Origin of the sequence: Ohtaekwangia kribbensis (assembly GCF_042676245.1) — a bacterium.
Lineage (GTDB): Bacteria > Bacteroidota > Bacteroidia > Cytophagales > Cyclobacteriaceae > Ohtaekwangia > Ohtaekwangia kribbensis.
In genome coordinates this window covers 172,558-192,420 of sequence record NZ_JBHTKA010000003.1, presented here as the reverse complement: position 1 = coordinate 192,420, position 19,863 = coordinate 172,558, and the positions used below count along the sequence as shown (strand labels likewise).

The 19,863-nt window shown below is 43.4% G+C and carries 28 protein-coding genes; 19 read left to right on the top strand and 9 right to left on the bottom strand.

The genetic code is table 11. The features are described from left to right. Positions 1 to 77: 77 nt before the first annotated feature. The 7 genes from ACFQ21_RS11365 to ACFQ21_RS11335 all read left to right on the top strand — a co-directional run bounded on the left by ACFQ21_RS11365 (position 78) and on the right by ACFQ21_RS11335 (position 4,897). Positions 78 to 1,151 carry a branched-chain amino acid aminotransferase gene (locus ACFQ21_RS11365; protein WP_377579035.1) on the top strand — a complete coding sequence of 358 codons (1,074 nt, stop codon included), beginning with the start codon at positions 78 to 80 and terminating at the stop codon, positions 1,149 to 1,151. Positions 1,152 to 1,255: 104 nt separating this feature from the next. Beyond that, on the top strand, positions 1,256 to 2,275 hold the full coding sequence (locus ACFQ21_RS11360) for a zinc-binding dehydrogenase (protein ID WP_377579033.1): 1,020 nt from the start codon (positions 1,256 to 1,258) through the stop codon (positions 2,273 to 2,275). Position 2,276: 1 nt separating this feature from the next. Next, entirely contained in the window at positions 2,277 to 2,729 is a 453-nt protein-coding gene (locus ACFQ21_RS11355) for a GNAT family N-acetyltransferase (protein ID WP_377579031.1), read from the top strand. Positions 2,730 to 2,739: 10 nt separating this feature from the next. Beyond that, positions 2,740 to 3,381: a pyridoxamine 5'-phosphate oxidase family protein gene (locus ACFQ21_RS11350; protein ID WP_377579029.1), complete on the top strand. Its 642-nt coding sequence runs from the start codon at positions 2,740 to 2,742 to the stop codon at positions 3,379 to 3,381. Continuing rightward, on the top strand, positions 3,378 to 3,821 hold the full coding sequence (locus ACFQ21_RS11345; protein ID WP_377579027.1) for a GNAT family N-acetyltransferase: 444 nt from the start codon (positions 3,378 to 3,380) through the stop codon (positions 3,819 to 3,821). The genes ACFQ21_RS11350 and ACFQ21_RS11345 overlap by 4 nt, the downstream gene beginning before the upstream one ends. A 171-nt stretch (positions 3,822 to 3,992) precedes the next feature. Next, positions 3,993 to 4,382, top strand: coding sequence for a VOC family protein (locus tag ACFQ21_RS11340; RefSeq protein ID WP_377579025.1), 390 nt, complete (start codon positions 3,993 to 3,995; stop codon positions 4,380 to 4,382). Positions 4,383 to 4,489: 107 nt separating this feature from the next. Then, the gene (locus tag ACFQ21_RS11335) at positions 4,490 to 4,897 is read left to right on the top strand and encodes a Dabb family protein (protein ID WP_377579023.1); all 408 of its coding nucleotides are present in this window, start codon (positions 4,490 to 4,492) and stop codon (positions 4,895 to 4,897) included. Between the two features lie 91 nt (positions 4,898 to 4,988). Here the strand turns inward: ACFQ21_RS11335 and ACFQ21_RS11330 are convergent, their stop codons facing one another. Together ACFQ21_RS11330 and ACFQ21_RS11325 are read right to left on the bottom strand one after the other, a co-directional pair. Continuing rightward, the gene (locus ACFQ21_RS11330) at positions 4,989 to 5,555 is read right to left on the bottom strand and encodes a redoxin domain-containing protein (protein ID WP_377579021.1); all 567 of its coding nucleotides are present in this window, start codon (positions 5,553 to 5,555) and stop codon (positions 4,989 to 4,991) included. Beyond that, positions 5,552 to 6,187: a 4'-phosphopantetheinyl transferase family protein gene (locus ACFQ21_RS11325; protein WP_377579019.1), complete on the bottom strand. Its 636-nt coding sequence runs from the start codon at positions 6,185 to 6,187 to the stop codon at positions 5,552 to 5,554. Before ACFQ21_RS11325 ends, ACFQ21_RS11330 begins: the two co-directional genes overlap by 4 nt. Before the next feature lie 132 nt (positions 6,188 to 6,319). On the opposite strand from ACFQ21_RS11325, the gene ACFQ21_RS11320 reads away from it, so the two are divergent. Genes ACFQ21_RS11320 through ACFQ21_RS11305 form a run of 4 tightly spaced genes read left to right on the top strand, consistent with a single transcriptional unit; the run spans position 6,320 to position 9,299 of the window. Next, positions 6,320 to 7,228: a WD40 repeat domain-containing protein gene (locus tag ACFQ21_RS11320; protein ID WP_377579017.1), complete on the top strand. Its 909-nt coding sequence runs from the start codon at positions 6,320 to 6,322 to the stop codon at positions 7,226 to 7,228. Between the two features lie 11 nt (positions 7,229 to 7,239). Continuing rightward, a complete protein-coding gene (locus ACFQ21_RS11315) occupies positions 7,240 to 8,043 on the top strand; it encodes a DivIVA domain-containing protein (protein ID WP_377579015.1) in 804 nt (267 codons plus the stop codon). Next, positions 8,040 to 8,399 (top strand): dihydroneopterin aldolase, encoded by a 360-nt coding sequence (gene folB / locus ACFQ21_RS11310; protein ID WP_377579013.1) that lies wholly within the window; start codon positions 8,040 to 8,042, stop codon positions 8,397 to 8,399. Before ACFQ21_RS11315 ends, folB begins: the two co-directional genes overlap by 4 nt. 45 nt (positions 8,400 to 8,444) lie before the next feature. Next, positions 8,445 to 9,299: a ChaN family lipoprotein gene (locus ACFQ21_RS11305; protein WP_377579011.1), complete on the top strand. Its 855-nt coding sequence runs from the start codon at positions 8,445 to 8,447 to the stop codon at positions 9,297 to 9,299. A 120-nt stretch (positions 9,300 to 9,419) separates the two neighbouring features. Here the strand turns inward: ACFQ21_RS11305 and ACFQ21_RS11300 are convergent, their stop codons facing one another. The 4 genes from ACFQ21_RS11300 to ACFQ21_RS11285 all read right to left on the bottom strand — a co-directional run bounded on the left by ACFQ21_RS11300 (position 9,420) and on the right by ACFQ21_RS11285 (position 11,611). Further along, positions 9,420 to 10,043 carry a hypothetical protein gene (locus tag ACFQ21_RS11300; protein WP_377579009.1) on the bottom strand — a complete coding sequence of 208 codons (624 nt, stop codon included), beginning with the start codon at positions 10,041 to 10,043 and terminating at the stop codon, positions 9,420 to 9,422. Next, positions 10,040 to 10,594 (bottom strand): adenylate kinase, encoded by a 555-nt coding sequence (locus tag ACFQ21_RS11295; protein ID WP_377579007.1) that lies wholly within the window; start codon positions 10,592 to 10,594, stop codon positions 10,040 to 10,042. Before ACFQ21_RS11295 ends, ACFQ21_RS11300 begins: the two co-directional genes overlap by 4 nt. Before the next feature lie 100 nt (positions 10,595 to 10,694). Next, positions 10,695 to 11,225 (bottom strand): DUF488 domain-containing protein, encoded by a 531-nt coding sequence (locus ACFQ21_RS11290; protein ID WP_377579005.1) that lies wholly within the window; start codon positions 11,223 to 11,225, stop codon positions 10,695 to 10,697. Positions 11,226 to 11,293: 68 nt separating this feature from the next. Then, positions 11,294 to 11,611 carry a HesB/IscA family protein gene (locus ACFQ21_RS11285; RefSeq protein ID WP_377579003.1) on the bottom strand — a complete coding sequence of 106 codons (318 nt, stop codon included), beginning with the start codon at positions 11,609 to 11,611 and terminating at the stop codon, positions 11,294 to 11,296. A gap of 285 nt (positions 11,612 to 11,896) precedes the next feature. On the opposite strand from ACFQ21_RS11285, the gene ACFQ21_RS11280 reads away from it, so the two are divergent. The 8 genes from ACFQ21_RS11280 (at position 11,897) to ACFQ21_RS11245 (ending at position 16,881) form a co-directional block, all read left to right on the top strand. Continuing rightward, positions 11,897 to 12,418 carry a DUF7935 family protein gene (locus ACFQ21_RS11280; protein ID WP_377579001.1) on the top strand — a complete coding sequence of 174 codons (522 nt, stop codon included), beginning with the start codon at positions 11,897 to 11,899 and terminating at the stop codon, positions 12,416 to 12,418. A 40-nt stretch (positions 12,419 to 12,458) separates the two neighbouring features. Further along, entirely contained in the window at positions 12,459 to 12,860 is a 402-nt protein-coding gene (locus ACFQ21_RS11275) for a YkvA family protein (protein WP_377578999.1), read from the top strand. Beyond that, positions 12,857 to 13,501 (top strand): NAD-dependent epimerase/dehydratase family protein, encoded by a 645-nt coding sequence (locus ACFQ21_RS11270; protein WP_377578997.1) that lies wholly within the window; start codon positions 12,857 to 12,859, stop codon positions 13,499 to 13,501. Before ACFQ21_RS11275 ends, ACFQ21_RS11270 begins: the two co-directional genes overlap by 4 nt. A gap of 99 nt (positions 13,502 to 13,600) precedes the next feature. After that, positions 13,601 to 14,053, top strand: a complete 453-nt coding sequence (gene dtd, locus ACFQ21_RS11265; protein ID WP_377578995.1) for a D-aminoacyl-tRNA deacylase — start codon at positions 13,601 to 13,603, stop codon at positions 14,051 to 14,053. Beyond that, the gene (locus ACFQ21_RS11260; protein ID WP_377578993.1) at positions 14,050 to 14,565 is read left to right on the top strand and encodes an O-acetyl-ADP-ribose deacetylase; all 516 of its coding nucleotides are present in this window, start codon (positions 14,050 to 14,052) and stop codon (positions 14,563 to 14,565) included. The genes dtd and ACFQ21_RS11260 overlap by 4 nt, the downstream gene beginning before the upstream one ends. Further along, the gene (locus ACFQ21_RS11255) at positions 14,562 to 15,239 is read left to right on the top strand and encodes a M15 family metallopeptidase (RefSeq protein WP_377578991.1); all 678 of its coding nucleotides are present in this window, start codon (positions 14,562 to 14,564) and stop codon (positions 15,237 to 15,239) included. Before ACFQ21_RS11260 ends, ACFQ21_RS11255 begins: the two co-directional genes overlap by 4 nt. 58 nt (positions 15,240 to 15,297) lie before the next feature. Then, positions 15,298 to 15,624, top strand: a complete 327-nt coding sequence (locus ACFQ21_RS11250; RefSeq protein WP_377578989.1) for a nucleotide pyrophosphohydrolase — start codon at positions 15,298 to 15,300, stop codon at positions 15,622 to 15,624. 141 nt (positions 15,625 to 15,765) lie between these two features. Next, complete coding sequence (locus tag ACFQ21_RS11245) at positions 15,766 to 16,881, top strand: acyltransferase family protein (RefSeq protein ID WP_377578987.1); 1,116 nt, start codon at positions 15,766 to 15,768, stop codon at positions 16,879 to 16,881. A 159-nt stretch (positions 16,882 to 17,040) separates the two neighbouring features. On the opposite strand, the gene ACFQ21_RS11240 is transcribed toward ACFQ21_RS11245, so the two are convergent. The 3 genes from ACFQ21_RS11240 to ACFQ21_RS11230 form a co-directional block, all read right to left on the bottom strand. Next, the gene (locus tag ACFQ21_RS11240) at positions 17,041 to 17,751 is read right to left on the bottom strand and encodes a 2-phosphosulfolactate phosphatase (RefSeq protein WP_377578985.1); all 711 of its coding nucleotides are present in this window, start codon (positions 17,749 to 17,751) and stop codon (positions 17,041 to 17,043) included. 94 nt (positions 17,752 to 17,845) lie between these two features. Continuing rightward, positions 17,846 to 18,928 (bottom strand): glycine cleavage system aminomethyltransferase GcvT, encoded by a 1,083-nt coding sequence (gene gcvT / locus ACFQ21_RS11235; protein ID WP_377578983.1) that lies wholly within the window; start codon positions 18,926 to 18,928, stop codon positions 17,846 to 17,848. A gap of 183 nt (positions 18,929 to 19,111) precedes the next feature. After that, positions 19,112 to 19,561, bottom strand: coding sequence for a hypothetical protein (locus ACFQ21_RS11230; RefSeq protein WP_377578981.1), 450 nt, complete (start codon positions 19,559 to 19,561; stop codon positions 19,112 to 19,114). Between the last annotated feature and the right edge of the window lie 302 nt (positions 19,562 to 19,863).

Genomic DNA, 19,863 nt, shown 5'->3' with positions numbered 1-19,863 from the left:
CTGCAGCATAAAATATAGCTTCAGGCAGGGATATGTCGCCAATAATTGTGAAATTTCACCCAGTAACTCTTTAAATCATGACAACATTAACAACTTCAATCCCAGTGCAGCGTGTTGCAAAATCAAGAATCAAAGAAGTTGATTTTAACAACCTGGAATTTGGTAAATACATTGCCGATCACATGGTGATGGCCGATTTTAAAGATGGTAAATGGCATGAACCCGCAATTGTGCCGTTCGGTGATATACTCATGAGTCCGGCCATGTTATCACTACACTATGGTCAGGCAGTGTTCGAAGGCATGAAGGCTTTCTATATGAATGATGGTAACATCAATATATTCCGTCCGCAAAGACACCATCAGCGTTTAAACAGATCTCTTGATCGCATGTGCATGCCACAGGTCAGCGAGGAAATGTTTTTACAATCGCTGCGCGCGTTGATTGAATTGGACAGAGAATGGATACCGAAAGCTGAAGGTTCATCATTCTATATCCGTCCGTTCATGTTCGCGTATGAGGCACGCCTCGGTGTTAAAGTAGCCGATCATTTTAAATTCTTTATCATCAACAGTCCGGTAGCAGCATACCAGGCTAAACCATATCGCCTGAAAGTAGAGGATACGTATGTACGTACAGCGGAAGGCGGAACCGGTTTTGCTAAATGTGCCGGTAACTATGGCGGAGCTTTCTACCCGACCCAGATCGCGCGTGAAGAAGGCTTTGATCAGATCCTGTGGACCGATCACAAAGAACATAAGTATATAGATGAAGTAGGCATGATGAACGTGATGTTCGTGATCAACGGAAAACTCGTTACACCCAAACTTACTACTGCTATATTAGATGGTGTGACCCGCGATACAATCCTTACGCTTGCCAAAGATATGGGGGTAACGGTAGAGGAACGCAGAGTAAGCATCGATGAAATTGAAGCAGGCTTGAAAGATGGTTCGGTAACCGAAGCCTTCGGAACAGGTACCGCAGCCGTTGTGGCTCCGATTGCCGTGATCAAGATCAAAGGAAATGATCTTACTGTACCGGTGGCTGGTCCTGACAGCTTCCAGCTTCGCGCCAAGAAAAAACTGAATGATATTCGCATGGGTGCTGAACCTGATAAGCACGGTTGGAACTATATCATCCATGTATAACAGATAGAAGAGAAATTTTTGTGTGGACCTCATCCTAACATGTTCTCTTTTCGCGGGAGAATATGACTCAGGGGTGAGGTCTTCTTTTTGACTATAAAGTATATATGTTCGGATCGAAGAAAAGAGCTGTCCTTTTTAAAGGCAAAGATTATCCCCTCGAAATTCAGGAAATAAAAAAGCCCAGACTGGTAAAAGACCAGGTACTGGTGCGTATACATCACGCGGCATTGAATCACCGTGATATATGGATCACGAAAGAACAGGCGCAGCATTTTCCGGATGGAATTGTTTTGGGTTCTGATGGCTGTGGTGTTATTGAAGATGTAGGGGAGGATGCTGATCCGATGCTGGTGGGACTTGAGGTGGTAATCAACCCGAGTCTCGAGTGGGGCGATAACCCGATGGTGCAAGGCGATAAATTCAAAATACTCGGCTTCCCGGATAACGGAACCTTCGGTGAATACCTCGCCATCTCCAAGAAGTATATATTTGAAAAACCGGAGCATTTGTCATCCGAGCAATCGGCAGCTGTACCGTTGTCGGGATTGACTGCGTATCGTGCGTTGTTCTCCAAAGCCCGCATGCGATCAAAAGAGAAAGTATTGATCACCGGTATAGGGGGTGGTGCAGCGTTGTGGGCCTTGCAATTTGCCACAGCTTACCACGGAAGAGTATATGTAACATCAGGCTCCGATGAAAAGATTGAAAAAGCAAAAGCACTAGGAGCGATTGGTGGATTTAATTATAAAGATCCCGAGTGGGCTATAAAGGCTCAGAAAGAAACCGGTGGCGGATTTGATATCATTATCGACAGCGCGGGTGGTGATCAATTCAATAAACTTATCGAACTCGCTTTGCCAGGCGGACGCATTGTAAACTTTGGCCGCACGGCTGGTAACATCACAGAAGTTGCTACACGTCTGCTATACTGGAAACAACTCTCTATTCATGGTACTACGATGGGTACACGCGATGAATTTTTATCGATGCTTGACTTTGTAGAAGGCCGCAAGATTATACCGGTAATAGATAAGGTATATCCAATGGACCAGGTACACGAAGCTTTTGCGCGCATGGAGAATGGCGATCAGTTTGGAAAGATTGTATTGAAGATTGGTAAATAAGATGAATATACTGAAAGAATATATCGCTGATGGTTTTACGTACAGCTCCGATCGTACAAAGATTGATATAGCGTATGTGCATCGCATAGTATCAACACAATTATACTGGGCTAAAGGTATACCGTTTGATACGGTGAAACGCTCCGTTGAGAATTCGCTCAGCTTTGGTATATATACTAATGGACAACAGGTTGGTTTCGCCAGACTGGTAACAGATTACGCCACCTTTGGATACCTGGCCGATGTATTTGTGGATGAGCAATACCGCGGCCGCGGCCTGTCGAAGACGTTGATGGAATTTATTTTCGGTATAGACGAGCTGAAAGTCTTCAGACGAATGGTGCTCGTAACGCGCGATGCACACACACTATACGAACGCTATGGTTTTACATCGCTGAAGACTCCGGACACCTATATGGAGTTACACAGACCTGAAGTATATAGTCAAACATAAAATATCCGCCATGGAAAAATTCCCGATTACCGATAGAACAGAGATCACGCGTCTTGCGAAAAGAGGTGTATATGATAAGGACACCGTTTACGCTATACTGGATGAGGCTATGTTTTGCACGATCGCGTATGTGCGCGATGGAATGCCTTTTCAAATTCCAACAGGCTTTTGCAGGATTGGTGACAAGCTATATGTACACGGCTCGGTGGGGAGTTTTTACATGCGCGAACTGGCCGAGAAAAAATTGCCGGTGTGTATCACCGTTACGTTTATGGATGGCTTGGTGTTAGCGCGGTCGGCTTTTCATCATTCGGTAAATTACCGTTCGGTGGTAGTTTTCAGTGAAGCTAAAAAAGTTGAAGACCAGGATGAATTATACATGGCGCTGGAAGTGTTTACCAATAAGCTACAGCCCGGCCGTTGGGACGACATACGCAAGCCCAATGCTGGCGAATGGAAGGCAACGATGGTGTTGTCGTTTGATATACAGGAAGCTTCTGCTAAAGTAAGAACCGGAGGCCCGAAAGATGATGAGGAAGATTATAGCCTGGATATATGGGCAGGTGTTGTGCCGTTAACAACAACGCGCCTGCAACCTGTGCCGGATGATTTGTTGAAAGCAGGTATAGCTATACCAGGATACCTGAAATGAAAGAGGATGAAGCATTGATTCGCGAAGCACAATCACAGGATTTCCCTGCGGTCTATGATTTTATCAATGCATTGGAAAATATAGTCTTTGATAAAGACAAACAACGTTTGCTTTTTGAAAGCAATATTCAGGACAAAGACTATTGTTATCGGGTAGCATTACTTAACGACAAAGTTGCGGGGTATATCAGTTGTCATACACAAATGTTACTTCATCACGGTGGGCGTATCGGGGAGATTCAGGAACTGTTTGTGGCTGCCGATAAACGAAACTATGGTATCGGTAAATTGTTAGTAAATGCGGTGAAGCTGTGGGCACAACAAAATGAAGTGCTTCAGTTGGAAGTGGCTGCTAACAATGATCGTCTCCAAACGCATCAATTCTATACCCGCGAAGGGTTTGTGCATACGCATAAAAAATTTGTTTACGGAATTTTTTAGCCCGTTCCGGTAACTATCGAGACAGATCTTTTTGCAGAGAAAATACAAAGGGGGTTTATGTAATTTAGACAGCAGGCTATAGCTTTTTATTTAAAGTAAAACGAAGAAAGGCAGACAAAATTCATCTGCGTATATCCGTCCCAATAGTTACCTGGACGGGCAAAAAAAAATATGAAAATAGAACACATCGCCATTTGGGTAAACGACCTGGAGAACATGAAATCCTTCTATGAAAAGTATTTCCATGTTACGGCAGGAGACAAGTATATCAATACCAAAAAGAATTTCGAATCGTACTTTTTAAGTTTTGAAAGTGGTTGTCGGCTGGAGATTATGAAGATGCCCGGTATACCTGCAAGTACCAATGATATTTACAAACAATTCACCGGACTCATTCACGTTGCCATTACCACGGGCAGTAAACAACACGTAGATGCACTCACCGAACAACTGCGGGCCGATGGCTATGAAGTAGTAGGAGAACCGCGCACCACCGGAGACGGTTATTACGAAAGCGTAGTGCTCGACCCCGAAGGCAATCGAATTGAAATAACAGCGTAATTCAAACACCAGCGTCTTTTCAAAGAGTATAGCATCCGGTCATACTTTTATTCATTCTCCTGTTTGGGTAAATTTTGTATTTTCACCGGCTAATAATTGTCCAGCGTATGACCCAAACTCGCAGAACATTCATCGCCAGCGCAGCTGTATTAACAGCCGGAGTGGCTTCAGGTATGTCATTAACAACTATGGAAACAAAAACAAAAAAACAACTTGCTCACCATGTGTTCTTCTGGTTGAAGAACCCGGACTCAAAAGAAGATCTCAACAAACTTTTGGAAGGACTCAATACACTTCGTAAAATTGAATCAGTGCGCAGCATACACATCGGTGTACCGGCCAGCACGGAGAAACGCGATGTGGTAGATGCAAGCTACGCAGCTTCTGAATTGATTTTCTTCGATGATGTTGCCGGGCAAGATGCTTACCAGGTACATCCTATACATAAGAAATTCGTAGAAAATTACTCACACCTCTGGTCGAAGGTAATTGTTTACGATTCAATTGACTTATAGTATACTTATAGAAGTAAGAAGCCAGGAGTAAGAAGAGATTATCTTAACTCTGCTCGTTACTCCTGGCTTTTATTCTTACTTCTGAAAAAGATTACTTCTTCCGAATCGTACATCCCACCGGTCTCACCTCCGAAGTTTGTACCGCCTGATTGGCCAGCATAATATCAATAGCATCTTTCAGGTGATGATGACGTACATCGGCTTCTACCTGGGCATTGTCATCAATCGCACCTTTATATACAATGGTAAATTTACCGCCATTGTTTTTCAGTAAATATACCGCAGGGCTTTTAGTCGCCCCCAACGCATTCATCAATGTCTGATCTTTATCAGCAAGGTATGGCAATGATATACCAGCCTGCTGTGCTTTCTTTACCATGGCATCGGTTGATTCGTTGGTATCAACGTGCGAGTTCACCAGCAGCACAGGTACTTTGTCCTGGTAATCACGCGAAAGTTTGTTAATACGTGCACGGTAGTATTCGTCATAAGGACACGCGTTGCTGGTAAAGATTATAACCAGTCCTTCGCACGAAGGATATGTCTCCAGCGATACCGTATTACCGTTCACTACATTTACCAGTTTAAAGTCTTGCACAGTTTGCGCGTTAGCAGCGAAACATACAACCAGTGCCAACAGGGCGATGAGCTTTCTCATGATGCGTTACGTTTGTTCAATACTACTACAAAGTTCGGGTAAACGATGTAGTATAAAGGTATTATCGTTTCTATATCCTTGACAATAATTTTGCCAAGAATATGTCCTTCGTTTTGCCGCGTAAACGGACTTATAATCAGGTTTTCAGCGAGCGTCAGGTCTTTCTTTCCATATATTTTTATCAGTGCTTCCTTGGCGCACCAGTAAATGCAGCACTTCACAATATCATGGCCGGCATCGGTTAGTTCGTCTTTATGAAATACCCGGGGGGCTACACGCAGAAGTTTTTCCTGTGGCTGCTCCAGGTCAATGCCCACCGAAATTTCACGATCGATCAATGCACCAACGTATGGATACGAGTGACTGAGAGAAAGCTGAAAGTCATGTGCTTTTGGAAAGGGCTTTCCGAATTCATCCTTCACAATTCCTTTAAACGACAGGCCAAGTCTTTCCATAATTGTTTTCACAACTACGCGACCGCCAAACCACTCCATGCGTTTTTTCGGATTATGTATGGAAGGAGGGAGTTCATCTACCGTTCCAACCATGCGCTGCAACGTTTCTTCGTCTTCTTCAATCTTCCACAGCGCCCAGCCTCCGGTATCAGTAATAACTATTTTCTCTAATGCCATTCGGTTAAGGTAAAGATCTGAGCTTGCCTTTGTCTGTATGCGTTGACAAAAACACGGATCATGTGGATTTAATCAAATTTTATTTTCATAAAACATTCCGAAAGTTAGAACTTTGGCCGTTTAATTCAGGGAATGTCGAAGATAGAAGTAGTAAAACGCCATACACTTACGGGGCACAACGATTGTGTTTATACCCTGGAGCGATCTGATGTTGATTCTATCTTCTTCTCTGCCGCAGGTGACGGTATGGTTGTGGCATGGAATTTAAGCGATCCGGAGAACGGAGCACTGATTGCCAAACTTCCCAACTCGATATATGCTTTACATCATCACTCGTTGAGTGGATTGTTATTGGCAGGCCACAACTACGAGGGCATTCATGTATTGGACTGGAAGAATAAAACGGAAGTAGGATCGTTACAAATAACAAAGGCGTCAATCTTTGATATACAGTCTGTTAATGATGACGTATTCATTGCCACCGGAGAGGGCGCTGTAATAAAAATCGCGTTGTCTACCTTGAGTGTCCTGGCAAAGAATCAGTCTTCCGAAAAGAGCGCCCGTACTATTGCTATACATCCGCGAAGCGGAGATATAGTGGTGGGCTATAGCGATAACTATATTCGAGTATTCGATACCGACCTGAATCTGAAGCATGCCTGGCAGGCGCACGCTAACTCGGTTTTTACCATTCGCTTTACTCCGGATGGAAATTTTTTAATGAGTGGCTCGCGCGATGCACGGTTGAAAGCCTGGGATGTAAACAGCAACTATACCCAGGTAGCCGAAGTGGTGGCGCACATGTATGCGATAAATCACCTCGATTTTAGTCCGGATAACAAACATTTCGTAACTTGTAGCATGGATAAGTCCTTAAAAGTGTGGAAGTTGGATGAGCTGAGGCTGCTCAAGGTGATAGACCGCGCGCGGCACGCAGGGCATGGAACTTCTGTGAACAAGGTTTTATGGACCAGCCATGAAGATCAACTGGTGAGTGCCAGCGATGATCGAACCATTTCCATCTGGAATATCATTTTTTAAACTTTAGTATTATGAGAGTAACACCACTAGACATCCGGCAGAAGACGTTCGAGAAGAACTTTCGCGGATACCAGACAGATGAAGTTAATGCTTTTTTGCTCACGCTGTCGCAGGAATGGGAGCGCGTTATGGACGAGAACAAAGAGCTTCGTATAAAACTCGAAGCCACAGAACGCGAAGTGACCAAGCTTCGTGAAGTTGAAAGTTCGCTCTACAAAACTTTAAAGACGGCAGAAGATACCGGTGCCAATGTTATTGAACAGGCGCGCTATGCTGCTGATCTGCATCTGAAAGAAACACAGATGAAAGCTGATGCTTTACTGCATGAGGCGAAAACAAAAGCCCGTGATACGATTGAAGAATCAGACGTGCGCGCAAAAGAAATTGTAGCCGAGATGGAAGACCGCCTCAAGATGATGGTGGAAAACTATAAGAAGCTCGAGTCGCATCGCGAAGATTTACTCGCAGATTTGAAACGTCTTTCCAATGATACCATCGATCGTGTAGAGCGTGCCCGCGCGCATACAAAAGACTTCGATCCGGATCAGCACTTAGCCATGGCGAAACGTGAAGCGAAAAAGATAGCCTTCCCGAACCAGCATTACTTCGAAGAAAAACTCCCCACTCCTGTACAGGAAGAAATTCAACTTCTTCCAAAAGAACCTATAGCCGTAAAAGAGCCCGTTGTTATACAGCGCGAAATTGCCAAGGAACCTCCGTATACACCTCCCCCTGTATTGGAAGAGGTAAGTATAACGCCACCTCCGGCACCGGTTAAAAAAGTAATGAAATCTTTCTTTGACGAGATTGCATGAGCGGACGCGTAGCGCTCGAAGGTCTTGAGTTTCATGCCTACCACGGTTTATATCCCCATGAACGCGAATCCGGAAACTGGTTCGAAGTAGATATAGCAGTGGATACTGATTTTACGGAAGCAGCCGAGCATGACGACCTGATGGGCACCATCAATTATGAAACACTCTTCCGTATTGTAAAAGAAGAGATGGCCAAGCCTTCCAAACTGCTGGAAACTGTAGCCGGAAAAATTGCTGATGATGTATTGAAAGCTTTACCCGCTGCCAAAGTTGTAGAGTTGAAAATATCCAAGCTGAATCCGCCTATAGGAGGAAAGTGCAGAAGGGCAACAGTAAGTCTCATTCGGAAGCGCTGATCTATATTCTTTCACTAAAAAACATAACCTATTTCTCCCTTCTCTATGCGTTTTGTAGCCGTTGTATTTTTGCTGTTAGCCTCACCGGTCATTGCTCAGGATAAACCAGCCTACAAGGTCTTTACCCAAGAAGGTAAAGCTATTGCTTACGATAAGATGATAAAGGACGTAAGTAAAAACGACATCGTGTTGTTTGGTGAGCTGCACGATAATGCAATAGACCATTGGCTGGAGTTACAGGTAACAAAAGATATATATACTATACAACCTGATCTTGTATTAGGTTTTGAAATGTTTGAAGCCGATGATCAGATTGTATTGAATGAATATCTGAATGGCACCATCGAAGAAAGACACCTGCTGAACGAAGCTAAAGTTTGGGATAACTATAAGAACGACTATAAACCATTGGTTGAATTTGCAAAGGAAAAGAAATTGCCTGCTATAGCCAGCAACATTCCGAGGCGCTATGCAAACCTGGTATATCGAAAAGGTATAGAGTCGTTGCAGACTTTACCAGACGAAGCGAAACAATGGATAGCTCCATTACCGATGGATATAGATCTGAACCTGCCGGGTTATAAAGGAATGATGTCAATGGGAGGACACCAACCCAGCGGTAGTGGCGAGAACATGGCCAAGTCTCAAGCCACGAAAGATGCTACCATGGCGCACTTCATTCTCAAAAACAAAAAGACGATTACACTGCACTTCAACGGTGCATATCACTCTCAAAACTTCGAGGGTATAAACTGGTATTTAAAGAAAGCCGATCCGAAGCTAAAGATCGTCACCATTCACTCTGTTGAACAAGACTCACTCGATAAGCTCGATGATGCCAATAAAAATACGGCAGACTATATCATCTGTATTCCCAAAGATATGACGAAGACATATTGAGAGTTTTTGGCCCGCAGAAGACGCAGATTTGCGCGGAAAAAGACAGAACCCTGAGATGTCAGATAAAATATATCTGCGGTAATCTGCAAAATCAACGGGAAAACAAAAAGTGCTATGGTCTTAATCGTTTTTAGAAGCAGCCATCATGTTGGAAGTTCTCTTTTCTGTTACTATAGTCTTAATTAAGCTATATAAAATCTCGGTGTGCCATTCGTTGTAGTCAATCCATATATGGAATTCAGGTTTGTCGCGTTTTGATAAAACAAAGAACCGCGTATAAGCTTTGAATTCAAGTTCCTCCCAGGTAAAGTTCAAGCCTGTTCCGGCAACATCAATACCCTGCTGATGTATGTTTAGTTTACCAATGTGTACCGTTTCCTGATGCTCATAGAAACGGATCAGATATTGATCAACAACGTCTTTAAAGTAATGCTCCCAGAGTAGCGTTATCACCTCTGTAAAGATTTTGTCGTAATGATTTTTCTGCCAGAAGAAATTCTTGAATCGAATTGTCATCAGCTTGCCTTCTCTGTCTTTTATAGTGATTGTATACTTTCTTCCAACGGTTATGAGATCCCATCGAATAGGTTCTGCTATATATTTAAAATCGGCTACTTCGGATTTTAATATTTCATTGTAGCCGCGACTTTTCAGATCGAACTCATCATACCGGATTTTATCGGGGGCTATGGTGAGAGTCCTTGCCCTGTCAAACGGACCTGCTTTTAACGTATACTGTTTCATTGCAAAAATCTAAAATGAGAATGTATAGCCTGCATCACAATTTTTACCCTGCTTTCAACAGATTTATTTCCACGAATTTCAACAACCGGGCAGTTTAATTTCTTCAACCACTCTTCATGAGCCTGCAGTGTTCTGCCACGTGCTATACCAGAGTCATAGCCGGAAGCCCAATCGATAAACTCGTTGAATAATCGATTTCGTTCTTCATTGGTATAGATTATTTCACCGTAGCGTTCTAACTCCCGCTGTTTCAACCGCTCTATTCGTATAGTAGACGGTATCCATAGAAAGACTACGAGGTCAAACGTTGTTAACCATTCATCGCCCCAACTTATAAATGAACCACCAAGCAATGCGTCTTTATACGGCACTATATCCTGTTGAAGCATCGCGTTACGCTTTGCCGGATCTCTGCGAATAGTGAAGGGAGGATTGGAGGGTTCCCAGTAATAATAATCGCTATCAAAATAAGGTATATTCAGCTCCCGCGACAGTTGTTCGCCCAGCGTTGTTACGCCACTTCCGGATGCTCCTACAATGTTGATTTTCATGAAGCTATCTTATAAACGATGATCTAGCCGAGCTCACCGGGAGCATAAGCAATATCTTTGTTCTGCAGTCTGTAAGCAACCTTTAATTGTTCCTGTTTACTTATCTGGTCGTAAATATATCCGGCCGGGGTAATCTCTTCTCGTACTTTTTGATGAGCTCCTTCTCCAACTCCTGATGCGTTTTCAGCGAGCCATCTTTCATGATGTGAAGAACGTCAATACCATTCTGCACCAGCGCGGTCGACACCATTCCAAAACGATGACAATCTAACGGTTCTCCTTCAGCACACATCAACGCTATAGTATATCCTTTGGCAATACCTTGTTTCAGACGTTCGATGCCTTGTCTGAAGTGAGGTGCATGATGTACCTTTTCGAAATCAAGCTGTCCTGAATTGTCCAGTAATTCTTTGTCTGTCTGTCGCGCACCAAATTCCTTTGAAAAATGCAGGTATTTAATGTCATTGTTTTTGAGAAAGACAGACAGCATATCTTTATTATACTGTGGATTATAATTACTGGCAGCTACACTTCGCACATCTACCAGACAATTTATATGATGCATCTGCAGTAGTTTCAGAAAATATACCAGTTCGTGTGTGGAATGCCCAACCGTATATATACTACTCATCTGCATTTTAACCTTTGTGACGCTTTGTGTCTCTTTCGTTCTCTGTGCAACTGGATTTTTCGATGAGCCTAGCCTTTCTTCACGGCTTCTTTCGGATCAACAAACATAAACCCGCGCGCATCTTCACCCTCAAAGAAATCAACTTCCTTTCCGATAATATACATCGTGTGGCGCTTGTCAATATATACAGGTATCCCTGATATCGTATAGACTATATCTGTCTCCTTCTGTTTATCAAACCCGATGAGTAACGATACCCCACAGCCACCACCTTTAACACCCACCCGCAGACCATATCCATCCGGAATATTTTTAGTCTGCATAATCTTCAGGATCTCCTCCGCAGCACGGGGTGAAATAGTAACAGGTTGAATGTTGTCGAACATAAATTTACACCAAGGGTTCTGGCAGCTTAAACACCTCTTAACCTGTCCGGGTTCATAGAAGTGTGGAACAATCGCGAAATAACGACTTTGGCTGCAGGAGACAAAAAGTGGAGGTTGGAAAATCGGGAGTCGGGAAGTCAAGTAGTCCGAAAGGCTGGAAAGACGGAGTGTCTTAACAGCTTCCCGTCTTTCGGACTTCCGGACTTTCGATCTTCCCCCACGCAGACTTCCGCCATTTTTTAAGATATTTGATTTTTAAACTAAACATTTGGCATAACATACGATATGAACGCCCTTATTGAATTTGGTAAAATCTTAATTCCCGCCTCCGTTGTTTTATATGCAGCGTACCTGCTGGTGCGTACGTTTATTCAGAAGGAGATTGAAATGAAAAAACTGGAAGTGCGCGGACGTAGCATTGAAACAGTACTGCCAAGCCGCCTGCAGGCATACGAACGGATGACGCTTTTCCTCGAGCGCATCTCGCCTCAAAACCTGCTTATAAGACTCAACACCTCCGGAATGCCTGCCCGTGACTTCCACCAGTTGCTGTTATCGGAGATCAGGAACGAGTACAACCACAACGCATCGCAGCAGGTATATATGAGTGAGGAAGTATGGAGCCTGATAAAAAGCGCAAAGGAAGATTTGATCGTTACGATAAACGATTCCTCCAGTGAAATGAACGTGGAGGCTACTAGTATAGAACTTTCCAAGAAGATTTTCGAGAAATCGATCAACAAAGCTGTTGATCCTATAGCACACGCACTCACAGAGCTCAAAAAAGAAATTCAACGAACTTTCTAGGCATACTTTTTTGTTTGTCTGGGAACTAAACAGCACGGCTATGGCTAAAAATGTTTTCTTCGACATGGCAGTAAAAAAAGCTTCTGGTATCCTCGGAAAAAAGGGACGCCTGGTGCTGCTCGTATCTAAACTGGCACTGAAACTTCGCTCCGTAAATTGGAAGGACGTGAAAGCCGGTGATGTAAAAGAAAAATTTTTTACGCTGGGCAGATTACTGAAAGCTTATGCTTTAGGACACTACCGTGAGATACCGTGGAAACCACTGCTGTTGCTCACTGCTGCTGTTATATACTTTGTAAACCCTATCGATTTTCTTCCGGATTTATTGCCGGTTGTAGGTCTCACCGATGATATAGGTATATTAATGTCTGTCTTTACATCGTTTAGCGGTGAGATCGAAAAATTTATAGCCTGGGAGAAATCCCGTGTGATTTCGGTATGAACAAGACAGCACTCATTGCCGGAAGCACCGGTTTAATTGGCGGCCAGTTGCTGCAATTGTTATTGGACAGTGATCGCTATAGTCGCGTGATTGCACTTACACGTCAGGACTTACCAGTTCAGCATCCCAAGCTTACACAACTCAAAATAGATTTCTCAAAACTTGGCGAAAGCCTCGATGATTTCAAGGCCGATGATATTTACTGTTGCCTTGGTACAACCATGGCCAAGGCCGGTACAAAAGAGAATTTTTACCAGGTAGATTTTTACTACCCGTTGTTGTTGGCGAAGTCGGGCAAACAACGCGGAGCTAAACAGTATATGCTGGTATCGGCATTGGGTGCTGATAAAAATTCTTCGATATATTATAACCAGGTGAAAGGTGAAATAGAAGAAGCGATTACGAAGGAACACTTCGATGCAACACACATCTTCAGACCTTCGCTATTGTTAGGCGCGCGTTCTGAACAACGCACGGGTGAAGATGCCGCCAAGATCTTCTACAGGATTTTCGGATTTCTCATTCCGAAGAAATACAAGGCTATAGATTCAGCCAACGTTGCCCGCGCCATGCTACACTTTGCATCACAAGAGCAAAAAGGTACTCACATCCACGAATCCAAAGACCTCCAGCAATTCTGATTGCCCTAATTTTTTCTATTTTTAAAAGGTGAATGAGGTGAGTATCGCTGCATTTACAATTTTTTCAATCTTAGAATATTTTAATTTTTCAATCCAGGTATGCTTGCAGTCGTTCAGCGTGTCACATCATCATCCGTAACCATCGGGGGCCAGGTAAAAGCATCGATTGGTAAAGGACTACTGATATTAGTTGGTATAGAAGATGCCGATACCCAGGAAGATATAGATTGGCTTTCGGCAAAGATTGTAAACCTGCGAATCTTTAACGATGCGGAAGGCGTGATGAACGTAAGTGTAAAAGAAGACGGTGGTGATATTATAGTTGTGAGCCAGTTCACTCTTCACGCCAGCACCAAGAAGGGTAACAGACCATCATACCTGAAGGCTTCCAGGCCCGACATTGCCATACCTTTATATACTAATTTTGTAACAGCCGTTGAAGCTGCTTTAGGAAAGTCCGTACAAACCGGAGAGTTTGGTGCCGACATGAAAGTAAGTTTATTGAACGATGGACCTGTAACCATCATCATCGATACCAAGAACAAAGTATGAGTCGCTTAAAACTGATACAAGGCGATATAACAAAACTGCAAGTCGATGCCATTGTAAATGCAGCCAACAGCAGTCTGTTAGGAGGAGGAGGTGTGGATGGTGCTATACATCGCGCGGGCGGACCTCAGATACTGGAAGAGTGTAGGCAGATACGCAATAAACAAGGTGGTTGTAAAGCCGGTGAAGCTGTAATTACCAGTGGTGGTAATTTAAAAGCGAAACATGTTATCCACACCGTTGGCCCAGTGTGGAATGGAGGTTCAAAAAACGAAGAGCAACTGCTGGCGAATGCCTATCGTAATTCCCTTCGGGTAGCCATTGAAAATAGCGTCAGCACAATAGCCTTTCCGAATATCAGCACCGGTATATATGGATTTCCGAAAAGGCGAGCCGCAGAGATAGCAATTGAAACCGTTCAACAGTTTTTGCAGGTGAATGAATCGATTCGTGAAGTTATCTTTTGTTGTTTTGATGAAGAGAATACCAATCTATACCAACAACTTTTAAAATGATGAAGACAATATATATCGTACTAGGCATGCTGCTTGCCATAACAACACAAGCGCAGTATAAATACGGATTGAAGGTAACAAACCTGAAAGAATACCAGGCGAGTATAAAACAGAATCCGAAGAAAGAACTGATCGATCTGGAACAATATATACCGGGCATTGTACTCGACATACGTTATGCCACTACGAATAACTTTACGGGCGAGAAGATATATAACCTGGCCAAAGCATATGCACGCAAACCAGTAGCGGATGCTGTAAAACGTGCACAGGCAGAGTTGCAGAAGCAAGGTTTGGGTATTAAGATATTCGATGCTTACCGGCCCTACAAAGCTACTGTGAAGTTTTACGAAGTATATAAAGACACAACGTATGTAGCTTCACCGTATAGAGGCTCTCGCCATAATCGAGGCTGCGCTATTGATATGACCATTATCAATCTGAAAACAGGCGAAGAGCTGAAGATGCCTACCGGATATGATTCGTTTCAAAAGGAAGCATGGCCTAAAACTCCCATCAAAGATCCGGAAGCAAGGAAGAACCGCGCGCTCATTATACAGGTAATGGAGAAGCAAGGCTTTAAGGTAAACAGCTCCGAGTGGTGGCACTTCGATTTTATAGGATGGCGAAACTACGAAGTGCTAGATATAGACTTTGAGGAACTTGCGAAATGACAGCGATATGGCAGATTGATCATTTCATACTATAATTTTGTAAACTATACTTTAACACATGACGATACAGGAAGCCCAGCAAAAGGTAGATGAGTGGATCAATACCACCGGTGTGCGATACTTTAATGAACTTACCAACATGGCCATACTTACGGAAGAAGTTGGGGAGGTAGCGCGCATCATGGCCAGGCGTTATGGTGAACAATCGGAGAAAGAATCTGATAAGAATAAAGATCTGGGTGACGAACTTGCTGATGTTCTATGGGTAGTTATCTGCCTGGCTAACCAGACCGGTATAAATCTCACCGAAGCTTTTCACAAGAACCTGGAGAAGAAAACGCAACGCGATAAAGACCGGCACCAGCAAAACGATAAGTTGAAGTAAGGGTATAGCGGGCACTTAACTGTATATACTCTGGTATATCGGTTCTCCAGCGCTTATGTTTTTGCAAAATGTGTACGTGTGTGCTTGGAGCTCTCATAAATTTAAAGGAGTTTAGCATAGACCTAAATCTTTTTACTCGCTATGGCAGAAAATCAACGTTTCCTGGCGCTCGATGTGTTTCGGGGCATGACGGTATGTTTCATGATCATCGTAAACTCCCCGGGCGACTGGAGTATAGCATACGCTCCACTCATGCATGCGCGGTGGCATGGATTTACACCCACTGATTTAGTATTTCCGTCTTTTCTGTTTGCTGTTGGCAATGCCATGGCATTTGTGATGTATAAATATGAAGCATTGGGGGACACTGTATTCTGGCAGAAAACACTCAAGCGATTCCTCATTATTTTCCTGTTGGGATATTTACTATACTGGTTCCCGTTCTACGATTTTGAAGCAGGGGCATTTAAGCCGATCAGCACAACGCGTATTCTCGGAGTATTGCAGCGTATAGCATTATGTTATCTCATAGCTTCCGTGGTGTTGCACTATAGCTCGAAAAAGGTTGCGGTAGCATTCAGTGTCATTATATTGTTAGGATACTGGTTGTTGCTATATGTCAATGGCGATCCAAACGATCCTTATAGTCTCGCAGGGTATTGGGGTAATGCTCTTGATTTCTATGTGCTGGGTGAAAAACATTTATACCACGGAGAAGGCGTACCGTTTGACCCGGAAGGTATACTAAGCACGTTGCCTTCGGTAGTAAACGTGATCTTCGGCTATATAGCTGGTGACTATATCCGCAAGAAAGGCAACTCATACGAAACGATTGCCAAGTTACTCATGACGGGTGCTGTATTGATTTTGCTGGCACTTACATGGAACATGGTGTTCCCCATCAACAAGAAAATCTGGACCAGTTCCTTTGTACTGCTAACCGTTGGACTTGATCTGCTGATATTACCAACCCTGATGTTCATCATCGAAATAGAGAAGCGCCAAAAGTGGACTTACTTCTTCGTTGTCTTCGGAAGAAACCCTTTGTTTATATACCTGCTATCTGAATTGTTGTTGATAACGCTATACCTGATTCCCGTAGGCGATGCAAGTCTGCAACGCTGGTTTTACAGAGATATATTCTCAAGCATAGCTAGTCCGAATCACGCATCGTTCCTCTTCGCCCTATTCTTCATGCTAACGTGCTGGGCAGTAGGGTATATATTGGATAGAAAGAAGATCTACATTCGAGTTTAGCGATAGCAGCGAGGAAAGGCGTAGCTAGCTGCAAGTTGCTGGCCTCTGGCTTCCGGATGATTTTCTGTAGGTATAGATGCTGCTCATAGCCCCTGAGTAGGCTTTCGGCTGTATTTTCCTGTAGCCAGTAGCCTGAAGCCAGCAGCCGTTTCTCGCAGCTCACGGCTGGTAACTCACCAGTTTCCCTTCCTTCAGTACAGGCACCACACCATACTGATCCAGCGTCAGGCAGTATTGGATGTCTTTGAAGATGTTTAGTTTGGCGAGGCGTCTTACGTGGCTCGAGTCTTTCAGATAATCTACGAGGTCGTGTTTGGCTTGATTATATAATTGTCGTGCAGCTACAGGAGCATCGCATTCGGGTTGAACTTGATCTTTTAGTAACTCTACTACTGCACCGGCGAACAATGTGTCTTCCAGATTTACTTTTCCTTTCCACCCGGCACAAACTACCAGGATGTTGTCGGTTCCGTTGGCCAGGTAATTTGTTACAGCAGTCAGGTTGAGAAATGAACCGATGATGATTTCACGTGCACCTGCAGATTTCGCTATAGCCTGCGTGCCATTCGTAGTTGTAAAAGCAATCTTCTGTCCTTTCAGTTTTTCGTCCATATACTCAAACGGAGAATTACCGAAATCAAAACCATCTACTTTTTTGCCATCACGTTCGCCCGCAGTGAAGTAGCCTTTGTCTTTCATCGCGAGGCAGTCTTCCATTTTGGCAAACGGAGTAATGCTGGCAATGCCATGGGCAAAAGCGGTTGTCATGCAGGAAGTAGCGCGCAGTATATCTACTACTACTACAGTGCGGTCGCTTACGGTATATAAATGCATCAGTTCGGGACTAACGCATACGTCAATGGTTCTCATAGAAAGAATTATAAAAATCCATTGCACAAAGGGACACGGAGGTTTACACAGAGTTACTCAAAGTATATATCTGTGCCCCTTGTGCAGGAGTAGATTATATCAATGGTAATTTGCTTACCTGGGCTTTCAGCGCGCGGCCGCGCACGTCAATATATATATCAGAGCCGACTGCTGTGTTGGCAGTTGTAACGTAACCAAGTCCTATACCGATACCCAATACTGGCGACATGGTGCCTGAAGTAACTTTACCGATAATATTTCCGGTCGCATCTTTAATACTATAGTCGTGGCGTGGTATACCTTTATCAACCATTTTAAAACCAACCAGTTTTTTCGTTACACCTTCTTCTTTCTGCTTCTTGATAGTAGCAGAGTTGGTGAAGTCTTTTGTGAATTTGGTGATCCATCCAAGTCCGGCTTCCAATGGAGAAGTAGTATCATCAATGTCATTGCCGTATAAACAGAATCCCATCTCGAGGCGAAGTGTATCGCGTGCGCCTAAGCCGATCGGTTTGATGTTTTCATCTTTACCAGCCTCGAAGATATCGTTCCATACTTTTTCAGCGTATTGCTTGTTTACGTATATCTCAAATCCGCCAGCACCGGTATAGCCCGTGTTTGATATCACCACATCTTTCACTCCGGCAAATTCGCCAATAGCAAAGTGATAATATTTTATAGCGCTGAGATCAGTCTTCGTTAACTTCTGAAGAACACCTGCAGCCTTCGGACCCTGCACAGCAAAGAGACAAATATCATCCGAGATATTTGTCATCTCAGCACCTTTCGTATTGAACTTGCTGATCCAATTCCAGTCCTTTTCAATGTTGCTGGCATTAACAACAATCAGGTAGTCGTTGTCTTTTATTTTATATACAATGAGGTCGTCAACAATACCGCCTGTTTCGTTTGGCAAGCATGAATATTGCGCCTGGCCGTCTACCAACTTAGATGCATCGTTGCTGGTTACACGTTGAATAAGATCAAGTGCCTGCGGACCTTTCACCGTAAACTCGCCCATGTGCGATACATCGAACACACCTACACCGTTGCGCACAGCCATGTGTTCTTCAATGTCTGACGAATAACGAACCGGCATGTTATAACCGGCAAAAGGAACCATCTTGCCTCCCAACTTTGCGTGGAGGTCATTCAGGGGAATGTATTTTAAATCCATAATGCTCGTTTAGGTGCGCGAATGTACTGTTATCCTTTTAGGGTTCCAAAGCCGGTAGTCGTTATCCGTTAATTGTACCGGGATCAAAACTCTTTGTGTTCCTTGGAGTCTTCTCTGTGATTTCTTTGTGCAATTGTTTTTTTTTGCATTCAACGATTAACTCTTAACGGATAACGGACAGACTCAAAGTGCCTTCGCCTGTTCAATAGCCGCCAGCATATCTTCACGCACCTTCTTCACCTTCTCCATTTCATTATCCAGGTACTCGCGTTTTTTTGCTTCATCGGTAATGCCTTCCGGTTTGAACTCACGCATCCATACACGCATAGCTTTGTCAGCTTCATCCAATTTGGTAATGGCGCTTTCAATTTCATTTTTCTTATCACCGGCAGTGTTATCCTCAAGTTTCTTTTTAAGACCTTCTTTCAAAGTATAGATATCACCCATCTTCGGCATGACTTCATCGTGTATAGCCATCACCTCGCTATAGAGTTTAGTATTGGGAGATGCATCCGCAGAATCATGAGCATGATGATCGTGGTCATGACCATGTTCATGATCATGCGATTTCTGTCCGCAAGCATATAACAATACCAGTAAAGCGAGTGACGATAGTTTTAATATAGTTTTCATATATGTATAGATGTTAAAGTAATGATGCAGTAAATTTAGTAGTTAATCGGTAGCCGTTATCAGTTAACGTTAATGGTTATCGGTTATTCGTTATCCGTAAAGTATACATGCCAACAGAGATTTCATTAAGTATTATATTATAAGGCCGCTACAATCTTGTAATCTTATAATTTTCCAATCTTGCAATTTTTGAATCCTCCCGTAACTTGCTGACTAACAATCATTAGTTCTAATAAATTTTCGAAAAAAGATTTAACGGTTGCTTGGAACTCCCCAAAAAATGATTTTATCTTTGGATCACA